The 23420-nt window shown below is 52.0% G+C and carries 20 protein-coding genes; 12 read left to right on the top strand and 8 right to left on the bottom strand.

What is annotated here, in order from left to right:
• The first annotated feature begins 72 nt into the window (after positions 1 to 72).
• The 3 genes from MKJ04_RS00970 to ppsA all read left to right on the top strand — a co-directional run bounded on the left by MKJ04_RS00970 (position 73) and on the right by ppsA (position 6098).
• Positions 73 to 417 carry a hypothetical protein gene (locus tag MKJ04_RS00970; protein WP_410896802.1) on the top strand — a complete coding sequence of 115 codons (345 nt, stop codon included), beginning with the start codon at positions 73 to 75 and terminating at the stop codon, positions 415 to 417.
• Between the two features lie 382 nt (positions 418 to 799).
• Entirely contained in the window at positions 800 to 3529 is a 2730-nt protein-coding gene (locus MKJ04_RS00965; RefSeq protein WP_241638391.1) for a cation-transporting P-type ATPase, read from the top strand.
• A gap of 160 nt (positions 3530 to 3689) precedes the next feature.
• Positions 3690 to 6098, top strand: coding sequence for a phosphoenolpyruvate synthase (ppsA, locus tag MKJ04_RS00960; protein ID WP_241638389.1), 2409 nt, complete (start codon positions 3690 to 3692; stop codon positions 6096 to 6098).
• Positions 6099 to 6290: 192 nt separating this feature from the next.
• Here the strand turns inward: ppsA and MKJ04_RS00955 are convergent, their stop codons facing one another.
• Positions 6291 to 7127 carry a restriction endonuclease gene (locus MKJ04_RS00955; protein WP_241638387.1) on the bottom strand — a complete coding sequence of 279 codons (837 nt, stop codon included), beginning with the start codon at positions 7125 to 7127 and terminating at the stop codon, positions 6291 to 6293.
• A gap of 393 nt (positions 7128 to 7520) precedes the next feature.
• Between MKJ04_RS00955 and MKJ04_RS00950 the strand changes: the two genes are divergently transcribed.
• The 6 genes from MKJ04_RS00950 (at position 7521) to MKJ04_RS00925 (ending at position 13660) form a co-directional block, all read left to right on the top strand.
• Positions 7521 to 9143, top strand: coding sequence for a hypothetical protein (locus MKJ04_RS00950; protein ID WP_241638385.1), 1623 nt, complete (start codon positions 7521 to 7523; stop codon positions 9141 to 9143).
• Between the two features lie 20 nt (positions 9144 to 9163).
• The gene (locus MKJ04_RS00945) at positions 9164 to 9505 is read left to right on the top strand and encodes a hypothetical protein (protein ID WP_241638383.1); all 342 of its coding nucleotides are present in this window, start codon (positions 9164 to 9166) and stop codon (positions 9503 to 9505) included.
• A 12-nt stretch (positions 9506 to 9517) separates the two neighbouring features.
• Positions 9518 to 11143, top strand: coding sequence for a DUF4396 domain-containing protein (locus MKJ04_RS00940; RefSeq protein WP_241638381.1), 1626 nt, complete (start codon positions 9518 to 9520; stop codon positions 11141 to 11143).
• A complete protein-coding gene (locus MKJ04_RS00935; protein WP_241638379.1) occupies positions 11140 to 12378 on the top strand; it encodes a hypothetical protein in 1239 nt (412 codons plus the stop codon). Before MKJ04_RS00940 ends, MKJ04_RS00935 begins: the two co-directional genes overlap by 4 nt.
• Positions 12375 to 12683: a hypothetical protein gene (locus MKJ04_RS00930; RefSeq protein ID WP_241638377.1), complete on the top strand. Its 309-nt coding sequence runs from the start codon at positions 12375 to 12377 to the stop codon at positions 12681 to 12683. The genes MKJ04_RS00935 and MKJ04_RS00930 overlap by 4 nt, the downstream gene beginning before the upstream one ends.
• A 155-nt stretch (positions 12684 to 12838) precedes the next feature.
• Positions 12839 to 13660, top strand: coding sequence for a formate/nitrite transporter family protein (locus MKJ04_RS00925; RefSeq protein ID WP_241638376.1), 822 nt, complete (start codon positions 12839 to 12841; stop codon positions 13658 to 13660).
• 73 nt (positions 13661 to 13733) lie between these two features.
• On the opposite strand, the gene MKJ04_RS00920 is transcribed toward MKJ04_RS00925, so the two are convergent.
• From MKJ04_RS00920 to MKJ04_RS00895, 6 genes are all read right to left on the bottom strand, one after another.
• Entirely contained in the window at positions 13734 to 14006 is a 273-nt protein-coding gene (locus tag MKJ04_RS00920; protein ID WP_241638374.1) for a c-type cytochrome, read from the bottom strand.
• Between the two features lie 18 nt (positions 14007 to 14024).
• A complete protein-coding gene (locus MKJ04_RS00915; protein ID WP_241638372.1) occupies positions 14025 to 15173 on the bottom strand; it encodes an OprO/OprP family phosphate-selective porin in 1149 nt (382 codons plus the stop codon).
• A gap of 230 nt (positions 15174 to 15403) precedes the next feature.
• Positions 15404 to 15814: a c-type cytochrome gene (locus MKJ04_RS00910; protein ID WP_241638370.1), complete on the bottom strand. Its 411-nt coding sequence runs from the start codon at positions 15812 to 15814 to the stop codon at positions 15404 to 15406.
• Positions 15815 to 15880: 66 nt separating this feature from the next.
• Positions 15881 to 16162 (bottom strand): DUF5676 family membrane protein, encoded by a 282-nt coding sequence (locus tag MKJ04_RS00905; protein ID WP_241638368.1) that lies wholly within the window; start codon positions 16160 to 16162, stop codon positions 15881 to 15883.
• Between the two features lie 5 nt (positions 16163 to 16167).
• On the bottom strand, positions 16168 to 16437 hold the full coding sequence (locus MKJ04_RS00900) for a hypothetical protein (protein ID WP_241638366.1): 270 nt from the start codon (positions 16435 to 16437) through the stop codon (positions 16168 to 16170).
• Between the two features lie 13 nt (positions 16438 to 16450).
• Positions 16451 to 16678, bottom strand: a complete 228-nt coding sequence (locus tag MKJ04_RS00895) for an SHOCT domain-containing protein (RefSeq protein ID WP_241638364.1) — start codon at positions 16676 to 16678, stop codon at positions 16451 to 16453.
• 211 nt (positions 16679 to 16889) lie between these two features.
• Here MKJ04_RS00895 and MKJ04_RS00890 point away from each other — a divergent pair, with 211 nt between their 5' ends.
• A complete protein-coding gene (locus MKJ04_RS00890) occupies positions 16890 to 17927 on the top strand; it encodes a type II glyceraldehyde-3-phosphate dehydrogenase (RefSeq protein WP_241638362.1) in 1038 nt (345 codons plus the stop codon).
• Between the two features lie 244 nt (positions 17928 to 18171).
• Here MKJ04_RS00890 and MKJ04_RS00885 read toward each other — a convergent pair whose 3' ends face one another.
• Positions 18172 to 19176, bottom strand: coding sequence for a potassium channel family protein (locus MKJ04_RS00885; protein WP_241638361.1), 1005 nt, complete (start codon positions 19174 to 19176; stop codon positions 18172 to 18174).
• A 296-nt stretch (positions 19177 to 19472) separates the two neighbouring features.
• Between MKJ04_RS00885 and MKJ04_RS00880 the strand changes: the two genes are divergently transcribed.
• Positions 19473 to 22265: a multicopper oxidase domain-containing protein gene (locus tag MKJ04_RS00880; RefSeq protein WP_410896801.1), complete on the top strand. Its 2793-nt coding sequence runs from the start codon at positions 19473 to 19475 to the stop codon at positions 22263 to 22265.
• A 286-nt stretch (positions 22266 to 22551) separates the two neighbouring features.
• Complete coding sequence (locus MKJ04_RS00875; RefSeq protein WP_241638359.1) at positions 22552 to 23349, top strand: hypothetical protein; 798 nt, start codon at positions 22552 to 22554, stop codon at positions 23347 to 23349.
• Positions 23350 to 23420 lie beyond the last annotated feature (71 nt).

Raw genomic sequence — 23420 nt, 5'->3', positions numbered from 1 at the left:
AAACATCTATGCGCTTTCCATCAGAGAAGATGCTCCTAAAACAGGGTCTGTGTTACCCATCCATCTAACAAGTTGCGCTATGTCATGGGCGAAACTAAAGATCAGTTTGTGCCTCTGGAAAAGGAATTACAGTACCTGGACAGCTTTGTTGAGCTCCAACGCGAAAGGTTAGACAATGTAACGGAACTGCCCTGTGTAAATACCGGTAGCCCTGATCCAAAGCTTAAAATAGCTTCGCTGATACGGATTCCCTTTGTCGAGAATGCTTTCAAGCATGGCGTCAATCCGGAGGAAGCCTTCGCATTCATTACCAGCATCCTTAAAAGGGGCAAGCAGCCCCGGGTTGGTTGTAAACAACAGGAAATTGGCCCCAAACCTGGCACGCCAATAAACCCGTTTGTTCCTAATCCCAACTAAAACTGGCAAGTAGGGTGTCATAATCATCACAATTTGGCTTTACCGGCATGGGCAAATAAATTTAAGGAAGTGCGATGCCATACATCAGGCATCAGGCTTTTGTGCTGTGGATGGGTGAAGGCGGGTTTTGAGTTGTAGATGGCAAAACAAGTGGTAAACTATCCTGCCGGTTTGTAGAGCTTTTGCAGTGATTTTTTTTAATAATAAATATTATTTGATAAGTTATACGTATGAGTAGCTAATTAGTCAATCTACCTCATATTTATACGGTTGCGCTTATACCCTGAGGGTATGATTCGATAGCCGAAACACACGATATCCTACTTTCAGTAGGAACGGCTTTTAGTTAAGCGCCCATCATCAATCAAACCAATCAAATGATATGCAGCACGAGATGAAGCAAAACTGGCACAGCCTCAGCAAAACGGAAGTGGAGGGGCAACTACAGGTGTTAGAAAACACTGGCTTAACAGGTAGCGAAGCTGAGGCCAGGTTAGCACACTATGGCCCTAATAGCATCACGGCAAAGCAAGAGCAAAGTGCCCTGATCAGATTCCTGCTCCAGTTTAATCAGCCTTTAATTTACATCTTACTCGTCGCCACTGTGGTTACGTTATTCCTGGGGGAGTACCTGGACGCACTGGTCATTTTTGCCGTCGTTTTCATCAACGCGATCATCGGGTACATTCAGGAGTCTAAGGCGCTAAAGGCGATAGACGCCCTTTCGAAGAGCATGGCCTTGCGGGCTGTGGTAATTAGAGACGGTGCAAAAAAGACTATAGATGCCCAACAGCTTGTGCCGGGAGATGTGGTGGTGCTGCAATCCGGGGATAAGGTTCCGGCTGATGTGCGCTTTATACATGTCCGGGACCTTAAAGTAGACGAGTCGGCATTAACCGGAGAATCGCTGGCTGTCGAGAAAGACACGGAGCCTGTAACGGCAGACGAAGTGTTAGGCGACAGGTTTTGCCTGGGTTATGCCTCCACAGTGGTTACCTATGGCCAGGGGAAGGGCATCGTTGTGGCCACCGGAGACGCTTCGGAAGTAGGGAAGATACAAAAATCCATCCTCGGGGCCGAGGACCTGCAAACTCCTTTAACTATTAAGATCAGGAAGTTCAGCCATTTGCTTTTGAAGGTTATCATGGCGCTGTCCGTCATTGTTTTTGGCATAGGGCTGTTACGGGGCGAGACGGCCGGGGAGATGTTTATGGTGGCCGTGGCCCTGGCTGTTGGTACCATTCCGGAGGGTTTGCCTGTGGCCGTAACGATCATGCTGGCGCTGGGCGTGTCTAAAATGGCAGCCAGGAGGGCCATCATCCGCAAACTAGTTGCTGTGGAGACGTTAGGCAGTACTAACGTGATCTGCTCCGACAAAACTGGCACGCTCACCGAAAACCAAATGACCGTTCAGGAGATTTTTGCCGGAGGAAGCTATTATACAGTTTCAGGTTTGGGGTATCAGCCAACTGGGGATGTTGTGGGGGATGAAGCAGCTGTAGACAAAAATCTAAATATAGCGCTTGATCAGTGCCTGAAGGCAGGGATGCTGTGCAACGATAGTGCCTTGCGGCAGCAGGAGGACCGATGGCAGATTGATGGAGACCCCACCGAAGGTGCCTTGCTCGTGACAGCCCGTAAATGGGGTTTTCAAGAGGAAAAACTACAACTGGAACTTCCACGCATTGACACGATTCCTTTTGAGTCTGAGTATCAGTACATGGCGACGTTACATGCCGCTAACCGGCCTGTTATGTTTATCAAGGGCTCCGTAGAGGCCATACTGGCCCGGAGCACGCTTGTGATGCATCCGGATGGTGCGCTTGCCGCCATCGATAAAGACAGTGTTAGCGCTGAAGTAAACCGCATGGCTGCCCTCGGCTTACGCATCCTGGCTTTTGCTACCAGGGAGGCCCCTGCAAACCAAGGTGCCATTCACCATGCTGATGTAGAAGACAGCCTCATTTTTCTGGGCCTGCAAGGCATGATAGACCCACCCCGCAAAGAAGCGATCGAAGCAGTAAAGCTATGCCAGAAAGCAGGTATAGACGTTAAAATGATCACCGGAGACCATGCTGTAACGGCCTCCACCATTGCAGGGCAAATTGGCCTGCAGGGGAAGCACGAGAATGGAAGACTGGTGGCCGTAACAGGTAGAGAAATCCAAACGCTGGGAGATCAGGAGATAGAGGAACTTGTAGCGCATACCTCTGTTTTCGCCCGTGTTGCCCCGGAGCAGAAGCTTCGGCTGGTAAAAGCGCTGCAGGCCCGCGGGAAGATAGTAGCCATGACCGGGGATGGCGTAAACGACGGCCCTGCCTTAAAACAGGCGAATATTGGCATCGCCATGGGCATTACCGGGACAGATGTAGCCAAGGACGCCGCTGACATGGTGCTGACCGATGATAACTTCTCTTCAATTGAGGGAGCCGTGGAGGAAGGCCGTGGCGTGTTTGATAACCTGACCAAGTTTATCGCCTGGACGCTGCCAACTAACCTGGGCGAGGGGTTGGTGATCTTAGCAGCCATCGCTTTCGGCACGAATCTGCCTGTGCAGCCGGTCCAAATACTGTGGATCAACATGACCACAGCCGTGTTTTTAGGCTTAATGCTGGCGTTTGAACCAAAAGAACCTGATATCATGGACCGCCCTCCACGACCCGCAAATGAGCCCATCCTTAACTATGAGTTAATCATGCGAACACTCTTGGTTGGTTTTTTACTGTTATTCGCAGCCTTTGGGTTATATATGTATGAGTGGCGTGTACTCGGAGCTTCTCTAGCAGAGGCCCAGACAGTAGCTGCCACGGTGTTTGTCGTGCTTGAGTCTGCCTATCTTCTAAACTGCCGTTCGCTTATCAGGCCACTCCGTCAGATAGGTTATTTTTCCAACATGTGGATATACTACGGTATTCTGGCCATGTTTTTCTTTCAGGCACTCTTCATCTATGTCCCTTTTATGAACACGCTGTTCCATTCCAGCCCGATTGGGCTCATGTCCTGGCTACGGATTGTGGGGGCGGGAGTGTTGCTGTTTACAATCGTATCCATAGAAAAACTCATCCGGTTAAAAATGGCAGACAGGCCAAGCCAGGCCAATCCTCAAAACTAGGTATGAAAATACCCGTTATCCTTAGTAAGATAATGCTATACCTACCGCGTCTACACGCAGCCCGAGCACACCCTCCAGCACTCATTTCCGGAGTAGTAACCTGACACCCGGTGTTAACCTGAAATACGCGTTTTGTTTTCTTCGTCTAACCTGCAGTTATATGGCACACTTCATCAAGCTATTCAACGAGATCAGTTATAATGACTTAAGTAAAGTAGGGGGGAAGAATGCCTCGCTGGGCGAGATGTATAACCAACTGAACCCGAAGGGTATAAAAGTGCCCGACGGGTATGCGACAACCTCAGACGCCTACTGGTTTTTTCTGGATCAGAACAACCTGCGGGAACAATTGAGTACCGTGCTGGATACATTGGATAAAGAGCATTTCGGCAACCTGGGGGAGGTAGGGCAGCAGACGAGGGCGCTCATGCTGGGGGCCAGGTTCCCGAACGAAATCCGGAAGGAAATCGAGGAGGGCTATACCTATCTGAAGTCGAAATACGGGGAAGAAATATCGCTGGCCGTTAGAAGCAGCGCCACCGCCGAGGACTTGCCCAAAGCCAGCTTTGCCGGCCAGTTGGAAACCTACCTGAACGTGAGCGGACTGGAAAACCTTTACAAAGCCTGCCACCACAGCTATGCATCCCTGTTCACGGACAGGGCCATCAAGTATAGGGTCGACAACGGCTTTGAGCACATGCAGGTGGCCTTGTCGGTGGGGGTGCAAACCATGGTCCGGTCCGATGAAGCCTGCTCCGGCGTCATGTTCACCCTCGACCCGGATTCGGGCTTTAGAAACGTCGTGGTGATTTCCGGCTCATGGGGCTTAGGGGAGAACGTGGTGCAGGGGGCCGTCAACACCGATGAATTCGTGGTGTTCAAACCCATGATCGATAAGGCGAGCCAGCCGATCATCTCCCGTAAACTCGGGAGCAAAGCCAAGACGATGGTATACGCTGCCAAAAGCGAGGGCGAATTGCAAAGCCCCACCGATGCCATCGTGAACCTGGACACACCGCCCGAAAAGCAGGATGAATTTGTGCTGCAGGATGCCGAGGTGATTCAGCTGGCCAAATGGGGAAACGACATAGAGGCGCATTACAAGCAAGCCATGGACATTGAGTGGGCAAAGGACGGCCTTACTGGCGACTTGTTCATTGTGCAGGCACGGCCAGAAACGGTGAAAAGTCAGCAGCAGGACCAGGCTAGTTTTACTGAGTATACCCTAAAGGAAGAAAGCGAGGTGCTTTGTTCTGGTATTGGTCTGAGCAACCGCATCGTGTCGGGCATTGCACGCATTCTGAACTCCCCCAAAGAGATTGATAAACTGCAGGAAGGCGAGGTGCTCGTCACCACCAAAACAGACCCCGACTGGGACCCGATCCTCAAGAAAGCCAGCGCCATCGTGACGGAGCAGGGCGGCCGCACGAGCCACGCGGCCATCGTGGCCAGGGAAGTTGGGGCCGTGGCGGTGCTGGGCACCAACAACGCCACCAGCGCCATACAGGATGGCCAGGAAGTAACGGTGTCGTCGGCGGGGGGCGAGACCGGCTATGTATACGAGGGCCGTTTGGAGTGGGAAGAGAAAAAAACTGACCTCAGCAAACTCGGCAAGCCCCGCACCAAGGCCATGCTAATCCTGGGAGACCCGGAACAGGCGTTCAAATATTCCTTTCTGCCGAATGACGGCGTTGGACTGATGCGCATGGAGTTCATCATCAACAATTCCATCCAGATTCATCCGATGGCGCTTAAGCATTTTGACCAGGTGGAGGACCCCGAAGCCAGGGGAAAGATAGAGCAGCTTACCCACCACTACCCAAATAAAGAAGACTACTTTGTGGCCAGACTGGCGGAGGCCACCAGTATCATCGCGGCGGCATTTTACCCAAAGGATGTGATCGTGCGCATGAGCGATTTCAAATCCAACGAATACGCCAACCTGATAGGAGGCAGGAAGTTTGAGCCCGAGGAGTCGAACCCGATGATCGGTTTGCGAGGCGCATCACGTTACTACCACCCGCTATACCAGGAGGGTTTTGAACTGGAGTGCAGGGCCATGAAAAAGGTGCGCGAGGAGATGGGTTTGACCAACGTAAAGCTGATGATCCCGTTTTGCAGAACCGTGGAGGAAGGCAAGAAAGTGATTGACCTGATGGCGGGGTATGGGTTGAAACGGGGCGAGAACGCGCTGGAGATTTACGTGATGGTGGAGATACCGAGCAATGCCCTGCTGGCAGAGCAGTTTGCCGAGCACTTCGATGGCTTTTCCATCGGCTCCAACGACCTCACGCAACTCACGCTGGGCGCAGACCGCGACTCCAGTTTGCTGAGCGATATCTTCTCGCCCTTTGACGCGGCGGTGCAGCAACTGATCGTGATGACGCTGCAAAAGGCCAAGCAAACTGGTAAAAAAGTCGGGCTGTGTGGCCAGGCCCCAAGCGATTACCCTGAGTATGCCTCCTTCCTTGTAGCGCATGGTATAGACAGTATCTCCTTTAACCCCGATGCCTTTTTCCGCGGTGTCGAGAATATGCTGCAGGCAGAGAGCGGGCAGGTAAAAAAGTAAGCCGGGGCACATCCATTGCTACCCATCACCTCAGTAAGGTATACCAGTTCATCTATGTACTCTTGTCAACGAAGGTACTAAGAGTGGTGCGGTCATACTGGTGGTGATGGAGCTGTTTAAATTAGTGAAGCGGCGCAGGGCAAAGGCTGTGGTGCATGAAGATCTGGCCAATGGCAGCAAAGTGATTCAACTTTAACCGCCACACAGGTTCTCCACCTCGTCCAGCACCCCCTGCTGGTGCGATTCTTTCACGCCCGCCCGCGCCAGTGGTTTTTTGTTGTGCCGGAGTTCTTTGCACAGCACGATCCTCATGTCCAGCAATTCCTGCTTCTCGGCTTTAGAGAGCGTGGTAAGGCAGGTGAGGGGGTATAAGCCATACGAGTCCACCATGTCCTTCAGGCCAGCCTTCGTCGGGAAGTCCCACCCTATCAGGTGCAGGCGCATACAGGTGGCATAACGTATCGCATCGTCGGTGAAGCGGGTATTGGTCACAACCCAGGCCTGGTGGAAGCGAACTACTTCTCCCTGCCCCGAACCGGGCTCCATCTCCACATCCTTGAATCTGGACCGGATGTACATCGGGATCCGGACATTGGACTTGGTGGTGTGCTGGTTGTGGTATTTGCACTCTATCATATAGCGTTTCCCGTCCCTGGCCGCGATCACATCAATCTCGTGCTGCACACACTGTCCCGCCACAAAAATACCGATCTCGGTGGTATAGCCCTGCGCCTTCAACAGCTCAGCCACAAATTTCTCGAACGGAAAGCCGGAGGGGCCGAGCTGCATGATCCCTTTCTTCAGGCTATACCGGGCGGCTGAGGGCTTAGACTCCTTTTTCAGGATGGCATAGGCGTTTTTGTAAATTTTCTTGGTTGAGATGCCTTCATACAGCGTGGGCTCCAGTTCCTGCAGCACATCCTGTATCACCGCCTCGGCTGCGCCCGATCTGCGTAGTGAAGTCTTCAGTTTCTCAACCGAGAAAGGGGCTTTTTCGCCGGAGGCTTTGGTTACTGTCAGCTGGTTCATGGGCAAGGCTTTTTAGGGGTTCCAGTTTTCTTTTGGGGCGAAGAAGGGCGACACACAGCAAAATCAGGGTCTTGGCTAACGTAGCGGCGGCTGCTCTTCGCGGTTAGATATACCTGATACGCGGCAGGGCCCGGAGGAGGTATAACCGCTATCCTTTAGGCTCTGAAATGAGCCGGTGACAAACGTTTAACACAGGCTCCCGTGCCATTAATCTATAAAAATCACGCAGGAATATATAAAACAACTTTCATATGTGGGAGGTATAAACTTGGCAAACACGGGCGCTCTTTATACGACGGCATAACAAAAAGCCTTGGGCGATACACCAGGAAGTATCACGCTTTAAGCCCACAATGTTTTCCAGGATTTCTTCACTTTAAAGGACCAATGAACATGAAAAAGTTATACCCCTTAAAATGGAAGTTTGTTGAATGTTTAGTTTTTCTGTCCTCGGTCACGTTGCTGTTTTCCTGCTCCGGGAAAGACAAGACCCGGGGGGAGGAAGGGGGCGAGGTGGCCGCAGTGCAGCAGGAGAGCAAGCGGCCGCTCAACCCCGCCGACATTGCCGTGCCAGCGGGCACAACCATAGAGGCAGTGGCCACCGGGCTAACCTACCCCGTAGATGTAACCTTCGATGAGAAGGGGATCGCTTATATCGCTGAGGCAGGCGGCCATACCTATGGCACCAAGCCCGACCAGGCCCCGGAGGCCCGTATTTTGCAACTCATGCCCAATGGAACCACCACCGTACTCTATGACAGGGTGGTGCCCATGAATAATATCAGAGACAACGCCTCGTCCGCCGACATGGAGGAAGGCCTGATCCCACCCCTCACGGGCGTAACCTACCACGACGGTAAACTCTACATTTCGCACCGGTCACGCTACTCCACCTATGACCTGGCCACAAAGGAGTTTAAGACCATCGTCAACGGGCTTCCCTCGTGGGGAGAGTTCCTGAACGCCAAGCCTGTTTTTAAAGATGGTAAAATGTACTTTTTCCTCTCCACGCAGGGCAACTCCGGCGTGCAGGAAAAGCACTGGGTAGACGTAATCGACACTTTTAACAAACCAGAAGCACACGAGATACCCGGGGAAGACGTGACCCTGACTGGGCAGAATTACTGGGTGCCCACCGACAAGATGAAACTCGTGGAGGCCGACTCGGTAGAAACGGGCGTGTATGTGGCGCTTGGCCAGAAAACCAAAGCGGGGCAGGTGATTAATGGGGAGGAGATCTGCAACGGCGCTTTTTACAGCTGCAACCCCGACGGCAGTGACCTAAAACGCATTGCCTGGGGCTTCCGCTCCAGTTTCGGCTACCGCTTCTCGCCAGCCGGAAAACTGATCACGACCATGAACAGCGCCAACCCCATGCCGCCGCGCGGCCTGTACTTCGACTATGAGCCGGTGTACGAGGTGGTGCCCGGCGAGTGGTATGGCTGGCCCGACTTTTACAGCGGCATCCCGATCACAGACAAGCGCTTCGAGGTAAAGGAAGACGTGCGCAAGTTTGCCCTGACCGACGCGACGCACCGAAAGCTGCTGAAAGGGAAAACCAAACCGCGCCAGCCAGTCGCACTGCTGCCGGTGCACAGCGCCGCCGAGGGTATGGTGTTTGGCAACAGCAGCCTCGGTGTGCCGGAGCAGGACATTCTGGTGGCTGAGTTCGGCGTGATCGTCCCCTTCTTCAAGGGAAAGGACTTCCACCCGAAGCTGCCGAAGGGCGTGCCGCAAGAAGAGGATGCGCCACCGGGGGTAAAGTATAACTGGCCAGGCTTTAAAGTGCAGCAGGTAAACCTTGCCACCGGCGAGGCGACCGACTTTATCTATAACAAGAACAACCTGCCCGCCTCAGCCAAAGGCACGGGCGGCCTGGAGCGCCCCATCCAGTTGGAGTGGAGCCACGACGGTGCCCTGTATATTGTGGATTTCGGGGTGGTGGAGTTCGATGACAATGGTATGAACGCGCACCCTTTTACCGGCGTGCTCTGGAAGGTGAGTAAATCAAAATAACCGAAACAAATAATCACAGAATGGAAATAGCCGCAGTCATCTTCCTCTTTATAGCCATGCTAACCGGAGCACTTCTCTTGCCGCACGTGCTTCAGGGGAAGCCGCTTACCCAAATGCTGGTGAAGGTCCATACCCTCACGTTTGCCCTTGCGCTTGTGTCGCTTATACTCTTTGCCATCATCACAGACAAGCCTGAGAAACAGTTGGATACCATCGTCGTGCTTTTGGTTACGATCCTAGTGGGCGGTTACCTATACATGGGGCACAAAAGGAACGGCGCTATCCGGAAATGGTTGGCCATCGTTTACCAGGCGCTCGGTATGGGAGGCCTGATCTGGCTTTTGATCTTCGTGTTAAACTAAAACCGTTTGCTTATGAAATGGACATACCCGGTCCTTGCCTTCCTAATCTTGCTGATACTAGGCTTTGGGTTGCTAAATATACTAAAGGAAGACCTCGAAGTGGCTCCCTTCACGGAGAAGGGCGCTATGGAAGGCCGGATGATGGGACACACCAAAAACGTGACCCGCCTTGTAGCTGCAAATGCCGCCGACCTGCATGGCTATCTTAAAACGGCTATACCCTACCAGGAGGCACAGGTAGCCCCAACTGCCCCTACAGCGGAAAACTGGGCTGATTTTGTAAAAGCAAGCATTAAACCCAACCTCGAGCCAAAACATGTCGTGGTGCTGCCCACGGGCAACGAAGAAGCCCTACGCTGGGCTTTGCCCGCCGTGTACTATGCCTTTTACTATGGCTCTCCGGTCGTGTTTGTGCAGAACGGCCAGGTGTCGGCTCAGGACCAGGCAAAGTACAGCAACCTGAAGGCTTTTGTCATCGGACCGGAGTCGTTTATACCCTCAGCGGTAGCCAACGGCTTTAAAGACGCAGAGCGAATTGCGGGAAAGGACCTTGCTGACCACGCGGTGAAGATGGCTGAGTTCCGGGACGAGCTGCATGAGTTTGGCTGGGGGCGCACCAACACCCGAAACACCGGCTACTTTCACTATGTGGTCACCACGCCTTCGGATGCGCTGCTAGGGTTGGCCGCGTTGCCTTACGCCGTCAGCAACAATGCCTCCCTGCTTTATGCCGGCGAGGAGGGGGGCTTGCCCGCTGCGCTGGACCGCTATGTCTGGTCGCAGCGCGCAGACTGGTTCGTAACACCGGCTGAAGGTCCCTTCAGGCACTTTTGGGTAGTGAGCCCAAAGGTAAGCTATGGGGCGCAGGGCCGGCTGGACTTCTCAGTGGAGAAGGCAGATTACGCCAGTATGGGACCCATCGGGTTGGGGTATATGGAGGGGCTGGCCATCATGCTGCTGGTACTCGGTATCGCCTCAGGCATCTTCGTGATGATCCACAGCAGTTATACCCTGCCCATGGTTCACATGCCCATTAAAATCGCCTGGGGCATGACCGCGCTTATCGTGCCGGTGCTCGGGCCGATACTCTACATCAACGCCTACGGCAGACCAGCCTATAAAGACGAAGATGGTAAATGGCACTGGCTGAGGCCCCAGAATATCCAGAGTGCGGCGGCAACCGCCATGGGCATTGGCTATGGAGCCCCGCTCATGATCGCGATCGGGTTTTTGCTGGTGTGGTTCGGTTTTCCGCTATTTTTCCCGGAGTGGATAGAAGGGCCTTTTTTCTGGCTTGGTGCGGGCATGCCCATCATGATGATCGCCATGTATGTGCTGAGTGTGCTGATCGTGTGGCCGATGGTGCAATACCCGATGAAGCAGATGATGATGGACATGCCGAAGCCGAAACTCATCCGGATGGCGTTTGTCACCACGGCATTGAGTATGCTGGCCGTCAGTCTGGGCATGATGACCACCGCCTGGTGGACCCTCATGTACCACATCCCGATGATGCCAAAGGAGGATGATATCCTTTGGTTCGGGGTGATGTGGCTGGCTTCGTTCGTCGGCTTTCTTGTGGCCTGGCCCTTCAACTGGCTCATGATCCGATCTCACTTAAAACCAGGAAACGTATGATACGACTATTTTATACCTGCTCCATCGCTTTGCTGCTGGCCCTGACGGCGTGTGGCACCACAGAAGGACCGCCCGGTGCGGGCAACTTGCCCTTGCAGAACGAGGCGAACTTTACCGCCTATACCGTGCGGCTGCCCGGAAGCACCCCGGAGGAGCAAGCCATACTCCTGACGCAGGCAGTATACCCTGCCACCCGCGAAGACAATGCCGTTGGAGCAATATTGCTTTGCCCGCAAGACGAGAAAATAGCTTTTACGGCCATGCACCGCATCACGCACATGCCTGTGAATGCACCCTTGCTGTATCTGACAAAAGACGGACATATCGCAGAGGCCACGCTCCGGGAGATGAAGCGACTGAAGCCGGATGGTGTGCTGCAGGACGGGCGGATAGACGTGTACGCGGTGAACGTGCCCGCTGCGGAAATCAGAAAGATAAAGGAGGTTTTAGGGTATAAAGTCAGAGCCTTCAACGCCGACGATCCCATACAACTGGCAGAGGTGCTGGATCGTTGGCAGGCGGCCCTAAAGGCAGACCACCCGGATGAGGTGGTGCTGACTGCCATCGATCACCCGGACGGACTCAGACACGGCCTTGGAACGATGGGCTGGAATGCGCACATGGGTAAGGGCTTCGCCTGGGTCTACAAAGACTCTATCCCAGCCGTCACTAAAAAGATACTGGAAAGGCGATCCGGAGACCATGGCGCATACATTTACCTGACAGGCGGAGCCGACGTGATAGCAGACAAAGTGGCCAAAGAGTTGGGGCAGTATGGGCTTGTGAGAAGAATAGCCGGCAAAAACTACTATGCCTCCAACACCGTGAACGCCGGGTATAAGGACTTCGGCCGTAACTACGGCTGGTGGTGGAACTGGGAGTCCAGAGGTTTTGGATGGGGGATTGCACAGGCCGGGCACAACTATGTGATCGGAAACGCAAGCGATATGCTGGGGATGATTCCGGCTGCTGTGCTGGGGCACATGGGCAAGCATGGCCCCATGCTGATCGTGGCCCAGGATAGTGTGCCTAAAGCCGTGGACGCCTACCTGACCATGGTGAAGCCGTTCCCGACAGGCCCCCAGGAGACGATCCTGAACTATGCCTGGATTATCGGCGACACGGCGAAAGTGTCGAAAGCCACACAACAGCAGGTGGACTTCCTGCTATCGCCATTTCAGAACCCTCAGGCTCAAAAGCCACTTTCACAAGCAGATACACTACAGAAGAAATGAACAACCATTCGAATAAAAAAGACGCGGAATTAGTAGTGGGGTATGTAAACCACGACCCGGAGGGGCGGCCGGTGTATCACCCCATCATTGCTAAATTTACCCTTATCGGGGCAGTTTTTTTGGGCGTTTTGCTGGGATGGCTGGCCTACATGGTAGCCTCCGGGGTATGGCCCATACGTGATCTGGGGCAGTTTTCAGCCTCCGACAATGTGGTTGCCACCTTTGTCGGGGCGTCGGTTGGGGTGGCCCTTGGAGGGCTGATTGGCAGTATAATGGGTGTTTTTAGGATGTTACATAAAAGCTGAAAACCCACAACGCCTGCAGGTATACCTGTGTTTTACGCATTTGCACGTAAGCTATCTTGTGCAAACCCTACAAAGATGCCCTCAAAGAGTATTGCTGTGTATAGCCCAGCGCCGCACAGGAGGGAACAGACAGTTTATAGCGGGATTTCCCTCAAATGATGAAAGAAGAAACAACTGATACCACCGGCCAGCAGGAGGCAGGCCTGGATCATACGCCCTCTGCCCGGACTATACATGATATCGTGTATGAAGAAGCCGAATCCGAGCTGGAACGCCCATCGGGCGCCCTGTTCTGGTCAGGCCTGGCTGCCGGCCTGTCGATGGGCTTTTCCATGATTTCGGAGGGCTTGTTGGAGGCTTATTTGCCCGATTCAGAGTGGAGTATTTTGGTTTCCAGTTTCGGGTACAGCATCGGCTTCCTGATCGTGATCCTGGGCAAGCAGCAGCTCTTCACCGAAAACACCCTCACGCCCATACTCCCCCTCCTGCACCGCAAAGACATGGCTACCTTCTTAAATGTAGGGCGGCTTTGGGGCGTGGTGCTGCTGGCCAACCTTTTGGGGGCATTGCTCATTGCCCTGGTCGTTGCCCATACCTCCGCCTTCGACCCGCACGTGCTGAAGGCTTTCGAAGAGATCGGGAAAAAGGCGATGGAGCCCGGTTTTGGCACCACGCTGCTACGCGGAGTTTTTGCCGGCTGGCTCATCGCCCTGATGGTATGGCTGTTGCCCTACGCGGAAACCGCGCGTGTCTGGGTGATCATCATCATTACTTACATTGTGGGCGTGGGACATTTTAGCCACGTGATTGCGGGTGCCGTGGAAACGTTCACGCTTGCTGCCTTGCAACAGGCTACCTGGCTGGAGGTGCTGGGCAATTATATCCTCCCCACGCTGATCGGGAACATACTTGGGGGCGTAATATTGGTGGCGGCTATCAACCACGCCCAGATAATGGCGGGCAAAATAAGAAGCTAGCTGCCCCACTACCGTAAGTGGTGCCAAGTGCCTAACTGATAATCGCTTCCGAAAGATTGATTCTTGACATACGCTAATTTGACTCCTGCAGGAAAGCGACAATTTTGTCAGCTTCCTCCTGGGTAATATTCGCCCGTATTTGCATGTGCGTAACAACTGCATCCCATTGCTTGTCATCATAGACAAGTGGCGGAGGGGTGTTGTGGCAACGCTGGCAGTTTTCAGCCCAAAGCTGTGCCCCAGGCTTGCCGGACACTTCAGCCGAAGGCGCACAACTGTTTACAAATAAGATAAGAACCAAGACTGTGGCTGTGAAAATGACTATAATGAGATTGCCCGTTTTCATTGTATGATTTTTTACTTGTTAAAAACCGAGTGCAAACTGAATGAAGAACCCATTCTCAGAATCACTTCCTTCTATATCCTCAATGGCATAGTTTACTTTTACAACAGAGCTCCAGGATAACCAGTAATTTATCCCGAGCGTTGTTTGCTTTTGTTTTCTGTGCCATTCGCTACCTTCTGGTGTTTTGAGCCTTGAGTATCTTCCGGTAAGCTCGACGTTTTTTAGAATGTCCGAATCAACGTTCACAGGCCTGAGCGACACCTGCAGAAAGTAGGCGGATGAGTTGTTGTCAAAAGAATAGGAATTGCCCCTAAGGTCGGAGTAGTCGGTTCTTTCAACATGCAGGTAGTTATACTGCCCCTTCAAGTCAAGCACACTTTTTATGCTTTTTGCATGCCATATATAAGAAAGATCGCCGGCATACATAGCCGCTCCAATCTTTTTATAGGGGCTTTCCCTGTCGCCCACTTTTGCAAACTGACCCGAGGCGCCAATTTCTAACGATGAATTAGAAAAAGGCAGGAAACCGATTCTGCCACCCAGCGCTTTGTTCAGGTTATTGTCTCCGAGGTTGTTAAAATCCAGTTTGCCTGCTTCGTCTCCGTCTGTCAACAAGCCTGGGCCGTTGGCTATGTAAAATGAGTAGTTGATTTTTGTGTTTCCGAGCGGTGCGCCGCCCCTTGCCTGCGCACCCAGCGATGTCATTGGGCCAACCATACCTGTTTCAGAGCTAAAGCCCAAGGGTTTCTCCGCCATTTTGTTAATCCAGGCGGGGTGCAGCCGTTCACTGAATATGCCAAAAGGCGTCAGGAATTTGCCCGCACCAACAATGAGGAAATCGTTCAGCCTGTAGTAGATAGAAGCGTATTCAAGTCCAATATCAAATTCGCCGTCTTCTATCTCTGCTTCCAACTCTGCCTCAAAAAACAGTCGATCCGTTTTCTTCCAGAGGAAAATAGGTGAAAACCCGAGTGGGCCGAAAGTGCTTTCATCACCCTTTTTTTCGAAGCCCGTGAAGCCATACCCAGACAATAAGAATTTTGTCTCACCAGACTCCTTCAACCTGTTTTCGTTCATCTGTGACTGTGTCTGATTCGCCTGGCCGAAAGCAAGGGATGGAATAAACAGTATACCGATGCAGACGCTGACTATTTGTGCTGTTTTCATAGTGCTGTGTTTTTAGGAGACCGGCAGCATAAAATCGTTTGTTCCGGAGAAAGCAGTTTAGCCAGCGCTGTTCTCAGCACCGGGCAGGCAGGTTTAGGGTGCAACCGTAGAGTCGTGCTGGAGCCGGACTGCTTGATCTCGGGGCCAGCGGAAGGGTGAAGCCGCGTAAGAGGCAATGATGCGGTTGGCTGGAGAGGAGGACTTAGCAGGAATCAGGTTAAACCCGGCTTTTACTTTCCTTTCAAAGTTCTGATGTAGTTTACCAGTTGCCACCGTTGCGCTTCGGTAAACGTATTTCTGTAGCCAGGCATGGGCGAACGCCCTTCAGAGATTTTCCAGAAAATAGCCCCGTCCGTCTGACTGGTGAATTTTTTAGCCACAAGATTTTTAGGGTGAGGGTTTAAACTTACCGCTGCTATACCATCCCCTTTCCCTTGCTCTCCATGGCAAACAGTGCAATTCTGTGAAAATAGCTTCTTGCCGCTCTTAGCAGCTTCGGCACTGCCGGGAAAAGGATTTGTCAGTTTGTCTGCTTCCGGTGGTGCTTGCCAATCTTTTGTCTGATAGACTGAAGGTCCATACAGCACTATCAATCCGAAAATGAGCAGTATGGGTAATGCAGCTTTTGATTTTGTATGCATAACTGTTGGTTTTGCTATGTAGCAATACTGCCTAACCTGAAAAAGCAGCAAGATAAAAAAGCGGAGCTACGTTGTCCGTTGGCTCGAGGCAGCGTTATAGACAGCCGCAATGCAGGCCCCAATCAGCCAGCCCAGGATAAAGGTTTGGGCTATACCTAGGGCTGCCTCCCAGACTGGAACATCCATGCGGATAACAGACGAGACGTCGAGCCCGTGAAGCAGACTGTTAAAGAACTTTACGGTACCGGTGTGGCCTACTGTGGCCATGAGCAGAATGCATCCCAAATACAGTATGGCTCCCGTTGCGCCAAAGGCCAGCCCGAGCTTCTTGACATCAATGTGGTTCATAGGCTTCAGCTATCGTGGTTCAGGTAAGGTTTATGTTGCCCGTGTTCAGGCCCGCCATCTTTGCTTGTTTTGATCTCCTGTGATTGTTCTCCTTGATTATGCTGCCCATGTTTAGGCCCGCCATGGTGCATCGGCATCAGCAAATGGCAGGCGAACATGACGATGATAAAAATGAACAACGATACATTGCCACTCAACCACAGAGCCGGAGCCAGGAATATCAGCAGGAGAGGAAGCGTACAGCCGATGATCATCCAGAGTAGGTGCTTTTTCATAGGCATAGTCTAGTTAACGGCCTCTTTCCAGCTCTCTTTTCCTGGTGTTGAATTCCTCAGTGTCAATCTCCCCCGCAGCGTATCTTCTCTTCAGAATATCCAGGGCCGATTCCCTTTCTTCCTTTTGTCCTGGCCTTTTTCTACCGACTGCATTCGCAAGCCAATAGAAAAACATCAAAGTAAGTATGACGAAGAGAATCCACCAGAACCAGTGCATTCCCCAGTAATGCCCATCCCCCATATGCCACATTTTGTGTTTTATTTAAGTTATATATGTATTTTTTTACGTTAAAAGAAGTGTAAAGATGTGCTTTGTTGAAGGTGAGCACGTAAAAGAGAGTATCTGCGATAGGAAGTGCATGGGGTTGGGCGTATTGCCATCCTGTTTGAAAAGGAGAAATTGTGGCTGTCCCGGTGGATAAAGCATGAATCAAGTATAACGTTTCCAAACTATGAAAGACAAAGTAAAAGTAGCCATCAATGGGTATGGCGTCATTGGCAAACGGGTGGCTGATGCCGTTCGGCTGCAGGATGACATGGAACTTGCCGGCGTGTGCGATGTGATTTCAGACTGGCGCATTAAAGTGGCGGCACTTAAAGGTTTTCCGGTCTTCGCCTTCGACGGCACAGCCCGGGAACAGATGGAAAAGGCGGGCATTGAAGTGCGCGGAACACTCGCGGAGCTATTGAAAAGCTGCGACCTCGTGGTAGACTGCACACCCAAGAAAATCGCCGCCCAGAACGTGGGGAAGTATAAAGAGGCGGGCCTGAAGTTTATTCTGCAGGGGGGCGAAAAGCACGAGACCACTGGCCATTCATTTAGCGCCGAAAACAACTATGACACCGCTGCGGGGCGGGAGTCCACGCGGGTGGTATCCTGCAACACCACCTCTATTGTTCGTACCCTGACTGCCCTGAAACACGCAGGCCTGCTGAAGAAAGCGCGGGGCACCCTGCTTCGGAGGGCCACAGACCCGTGGGAGAGTCATCTGAACGGGATCATGAACACCCTGGTGCCGGAACAGGAAATCCCGAGCCACCAGGGGCCTGACGCGCAAAGCGTAGACCCGGAACTGGATGTGATCACGGCGGCGGTTAAAGTGCCGGAAACCCTGAGCCACCTGCATTACTGGAACGTGCAGCTAACCAGAGGTGCCAGCAAGGAGGAAGTTTTACAAGCTTTCGGAAACTCCTCCAGAATTGCCCTGATCAACTACCAGGACGGCCTGTCGGCAAATAACACGGTGAAAGAGCTGATGCTGGCTTTGGACAGGCCGTATGGCGACATGTATGAAGTGGCTCTTTGGCAGGATATGCTGAAAGTGGTGGGAGATGAGTTGTTTTATGCCTATCTGGTAGACAATCAGGCCATTGTCATTCCCGAAACTATTGATGCGATCAGGGCGCTGACTGGCCTCGAAGCTGACGCGCAAGCCTCCATTCAGAAGACAAACGCCAGCCTTGGGGTGCGGCAGGGGGCATTCATCTAATAAGGCTCTGGAGCACTCCACGCCTCACAGTAAAATGGTGCTTATACCTAAGAAGCTGTTTTAAAACCTATTCGAGAGCTATTTTAGAAGCAGAGACTATAATCATAAAGGCCATTTCTGCGGCATTTAACCACTTTTAAGGATTTCTACTTTCCCGCTTGAATAGGTTTTAAAACAGCTTCTAATGCTTCAGAGCCGTGGAAGAGTATTTAAAAAAACTGCTTCCATATTTACCGAGTTTATGTCAAGACGGGTACACCTCTGCCCAGCCCCAGCCATCTTTCTCGAGCAGTACTGTCAGCATTTTTCTGCGTTCCTTCAGTTCCTGGCTTTTGTTGCCCCTTGCCTCCTGAAGCGGAATACCTGCCTCGGTTAGTTGATGTAAGCCAGGAGATGGCGCGGTTGCGTTCGCTTCCGCCTGCTTCAGAAAGCGGCCTTGCACCATATCCAGGTAGGCGTTTAAGGTTGACCGAAGCATCGACATTTTGAGCATATCCTCTTTTGCGTCCTCAGCGACATAGTTCTCCAGCAGCTGGTACGTTTCATCCAGCAGCACAATGGCCGGGGCAATGGCCAGCCTGGGCTTGCTGTTGTGGAAGTAATGAATCACGGGGTATGAATGGTGGTTCATGGTGTGCTGTATCAGCATCTGGCACAGGTCAGAGGTCGTGTCAAAAAAAGACGAGAAGTCTTTGCCGTTCCAGCTATTGGCCAGAATCTGCTGGGGTGTGGTGCCCATGCCGCTGATGTATAAACTCAGCCTGCTCTGAAGCCCCACCGCCGACAGAACCGGGACAAAATAGGTGATGGAGGCCGTGATAAAAACCAGCCCAGAGTACGCCGCCACATTGGTGACAACCCGCCAGAAATTAGTGGAGGCAACGTAATCGCCGACGCCCAGGGTAGAAAGCGTGTACCCCGCATAGTATAGTTTTTCCAGGGCACCGGTGCTTGCCTTCGTGGTGCTTTTAATTACAGAGTCAGCATCAGAGAGCAGCATCAAAAACAGTCCGGACCAGAGCCCCGTTACCCAGGCCAGCAGCACCATCATGAGCACGGCGGGGCCTGCATACTCCAACACCTTCGAGCGCCCGTTTTTTCCAGCCGAAAAGAAGAAGGTTTTCCAGACGGCTTTTGATACCATATTTGTCAGCAAGCCCCCGCCATTCGATGAAAAAGTGGTTTTGATGATATCCAAAGCTGTGAAAACAAACAGTAAAATGCCAAAGGTCAGGTAAAGAACGTGCATAAATACAGGGGATAAGTAAACGATTCCTACTAAACGGAAAGGATTGCCCGGAGTTTGCGGATACTTTCGGCAGGTGGCGATTTCAGGGGAGGTATAAATTTATACCTGCGCTCGTCGGCATAAAGCAGCCATTCAGTTTCTGTGAATTTTATAACAGCAGGGGAGGTATATATAAAACATGCGTTTTCAGAACAAGGTATACATAAAGCACCCATGTGTAGCGCTGTTTTTGAATGGGGCCTCCGGGGTGCGGTTATCATATTCCGTATACATATAAGACATTACACACCCACACCTTGAAAGTATCAAAAACGAATACCCTGCTTATCCTTCTGTTTGCTTTCCTGAATTTTGCCGGCAGTAAGGCTTTCGCGCAACGCGACACAGTTATCTATGAGCTTACCATCAACCAGAAAGAAGTAAACATCGCCGGCAAAAAAACGATGGGGATGACCATCAACGGAGACATTCCGGGCCCTACCCTGCATTTTACCGAGGGCGACTATGCCGTGATGTACGTCAAAAACGAGATGGATGTGGAGACCTCCGTGCACTGGCATGGCTTACTGGTTCCCAACTTCTTCGACGGTGTTCCTTACCTGACAACGCCGCCCATCAAACCCGGGAAAACGCAGAAATACGAGTTTCCGCTGAAGCAGGCGGGCACCTACTGGTACCACTCCCATACCGGTTTGCAAGAGCAGTCAGGGGTGTATGGCTCTATCCAGATTGAGCCCAAAGAAAAGACGCTTGCCTACGATGCCGACCTGGTGATCGTGCTGTCTGACTGGACCTATGAGAAACCCAAAAACGTGCTCAGGACGCTTAAAAGGGGATTGGAATGGTATGATATTAAAAAAGGCACCGCAACGCCGCTTAACCGTGTGATAGCCCGGGGCGCTCTGGGTGCTCAGTTCAATTTCTGGCGACAGCGCATGGATGGGGCCGACATCGCGGATATATACTACCCGGCCTTCCTGACCAACGGACAGCCTACGCGGGAGTATCCCGAGTTTGAGCCGGGCCAGAAGGTAAGGCTGCGCTTTATCAACGCTGCGGCCTCCAGCCAGTTCTGGCTTACTTTCGGCGGGGAAGACCCGCTCCTGGTAGCCGCCGATGGCCTGGATGTCGTGCCCGTTCGGCGCAACAAAACCTTCATCGCCGTTGCCGAAACCTACGATTTTATAGTTACCGTGCCGCAAAGCGGCAAAATGGAAGTGCGCGCCTCTGTGCAGGATGGCTCAGGACAAACCTCCGCCTTTCTGGGCAAGGGACAGGTGGTAAGTGCACCGGATGTGCCCAGACCCGATAAAATCGCCATGATGCAGCAAATGGCGGCTATGGATATGAAGATGGGAGCACCCGCTATTAAGTTCAGACCCTCAAAGGATGAAGCCCACGAGATGATGCAGGAATATGGTATGCAGATGGACGACATGCAGGGGATGGACGAGATAGACCAAAAAGGCACGAATGAAATGGACCACTCCCAACATGAGGGGATGAAGCAGATGGGGCCAGAAACAGGCGGGGAGAAGAAAGACACGGCGTCGATGCAACAAATGGAGCATATGAACCATCAGAAAATGGGCGAGATGCAGCCGGATACGACAGCATCCCATAAAATGGATCATACCCGGATGAATCATACCATGGGGGAGATGAAAAAAGACACGGCTGGATCCGGTAAAATGAACCATGCACAGATGCACCAGCAAGGCATGGAAAAAACAAAGCCGGACACCCACAAAATGGGAGAAATGAAAAAGGACACCGCCGCTAGACAAATGGATCATTCCAACATGCACCCGCCTATGGGAGAAATGAAAAAAGCGATGTCGGCAACCAAACAAGATACCACAAAACATAACCCGGCAAATATGCACCACGAGGGCATGCAGGAGGCAAAGAAAGACACAGCTGCGGCCGGAAAGAAGATGCAGGGACATATGCAGCACGATATGGGCAAAGCAGAGCCCGGGATGCCAGCCATGGATATGCAGCAGGAAAAAGGCAAGTCTATGGCCGGTATGCAGGGGCACGGGGACATGAAAGGAATGGATATGTTTGCCGAGTATAACTACGACTACCTGCGGTCTCCTGAGAAAACCGATTTTAAGGACGACAGACCCACGAAAGAAATCCTTCTGAACTTAACAGGCAACATGGTGCGCTACATCTGGAGCATGAATGGGGTGCCGCTGAAGGAAGACGACAAAATCAAGATAAACAAGGGCGAGGTTACCCGCGTCACGCTGAACAACCTCACCATGATGCACCACCCCATGCACCTGCACGGGCATTTCTTCCGGGTGATCAACGAGAACGGGGAGTACTCGCCGCTCAAGCATACCGTAAACGTGGCGCCGATGCAGAAAGTGGTGATCGAGTTTGACGCCAACGAGTACGGAGACTGGTTTTTCCATTGCCATATCCTGTATCACATGGATGCGGGCATGGCCCGGATTTTCAGCTACGACACTCCGAGGGATGAAAGAATGAAAGGCTATCCGGTGAGCATCCTGACCAACGAAAGCAACCACTACTTTACCTGGGGAATTGCGGATGTCGCCTCCCACATGACTGAGTTGAACCTGGTGACTTCTAACCTTCGGAACCAGTTTAACCTGAGTGCGGAGTATGGCTGGAATAAGAACCTGGAGGCCGAGTTTACCTACGAACGGTACCTGTATGATTACCTGCGGGTTTTTGGAGGGGTGAACGCTGAAAACGAAACCGAAGACAGTATGGACGATATTGAGGTGACGGCCGTGGCGGGTATACGGTATCTAACGCCATACCTGTTTAACCTAGATGTGCGGATAGACAACCTGTTGCGCCCGCAGATCAGCTTCAGCCGGGAGGTCATGATTTTCCCTCGCACGGCCTTGTTCGGAACGTATGAGTATCAGGCTGATTTTGGCTGGCGAAACGAGTTGCCGAGAAATGAGTCTGGCATCGAGGACAACTTCAAAAAAGAAGTTACCTGGAACCTGGGGCTGGAGTATTTCCTGTCCAAGAATTTCTCCCTGACCGGCAGTTACGACAACCGCTTTGGGGCCGGGGGCGGACTCTCGGCCCGATTCTAATATTTAGCTATTTTTGTTTTGTCTTAACTTTACCAAATTGCCATTTCGACTCCTTTGCGAAATGGCAATTTGGTTTACGCCCTGGGTATGAATTTATACCACTGTAAATACCCTCTTGGGAGGGGTAGGTGTGGGTTGCATTTGCTTCTTCCGGTTAAGCAGGCTTAAAGCACAAACCGGTTTGATAGTGGTATCATAAGACTGAATTAGACAAATAGTGAATTTTATATAAGTCTGTTTATATCTGCACTGGGTAATTTAAAAAATATAATTAGCTTCGCTCGGTATGGCCAAAAGCAAAAACTACTACATCCGTAAATCCCATCGCTACCTTGGAATTGTGTTAGGCATTCAATTCCTTTTCTGGACACTCGGAGGACTTTATTTCAGCTGGAATAACATTGACGAAGTGCATGGCGATCATCTCCGCAAAGAGAAGAAATTCATCCCCGGCACGGTAAAGCTGGTTTCGCCGCAGTTGGCCTTGGATAGCCTGCAGGCCTCCACCAAAGTTGATTCGATTCACTCGATCCAACTGATTGATATACTGGGCGTGCCTACCTACCAGATCCGATATTTTACGGGAGGTAACGCAGCCGATGCCGCTCAGGAAGCTGGCGCGCACAGCATGGGGCAAAGCAACGTGAAAGTACAGTTGGCAAACGCAGCATCCGGGAAGCTGTTGGCTCCGCTTGGCAAAGAGGTGGCCGTTGAGATTGCGAAAAGCAATGTGATTGCGCCCGCTGCCATCGAACGGGTGGAATACCTGACAGAGGTCGGTTCGCACCACGAGTACCGCGAGCGGCCGTTGCCCGCCTGGGCCATTACCTTTAGTGATCCGAATAGCACCGTTTATATCTCGGCCGAACACGGCACATTCCAGGCAATCCGCCACAACCAATGGCGCATGTTTGACTTTCTGTGGATGCTGCACACCATGGATTTTGAGGGAAGGGATAATTTTGGCAATATCCTGCTGAGGGCATTCTCGCTGTTCGGAGTGTTTACCGTGCTCTCGGGATTTTTCCTGTATTACGTTTCATCCCCTTCCGTTCGAAAGGTCAGAAAGAAGCTCAGTAACTAGGGGCAGTGTAGCTTTATGCAGGAGTCCAATCAATATAAAACCAAATTTTACTAACTCGCTAAAACTAAAAT

Origin of the sequence: Pontibacter sp. E15-1 (assembly GCF_022601975.1) — a bacterium.
GTDB lineage: Bacteria > Bacteroidota > Bacteroidia > Cytophagales > Hymenobacteraceae > Pontibacter.
The sequence above is the reverse complement of the archived record's forward strand: the minus strand, read 5'-3'. Positions and strand labels throughout refer to the sequence as shown.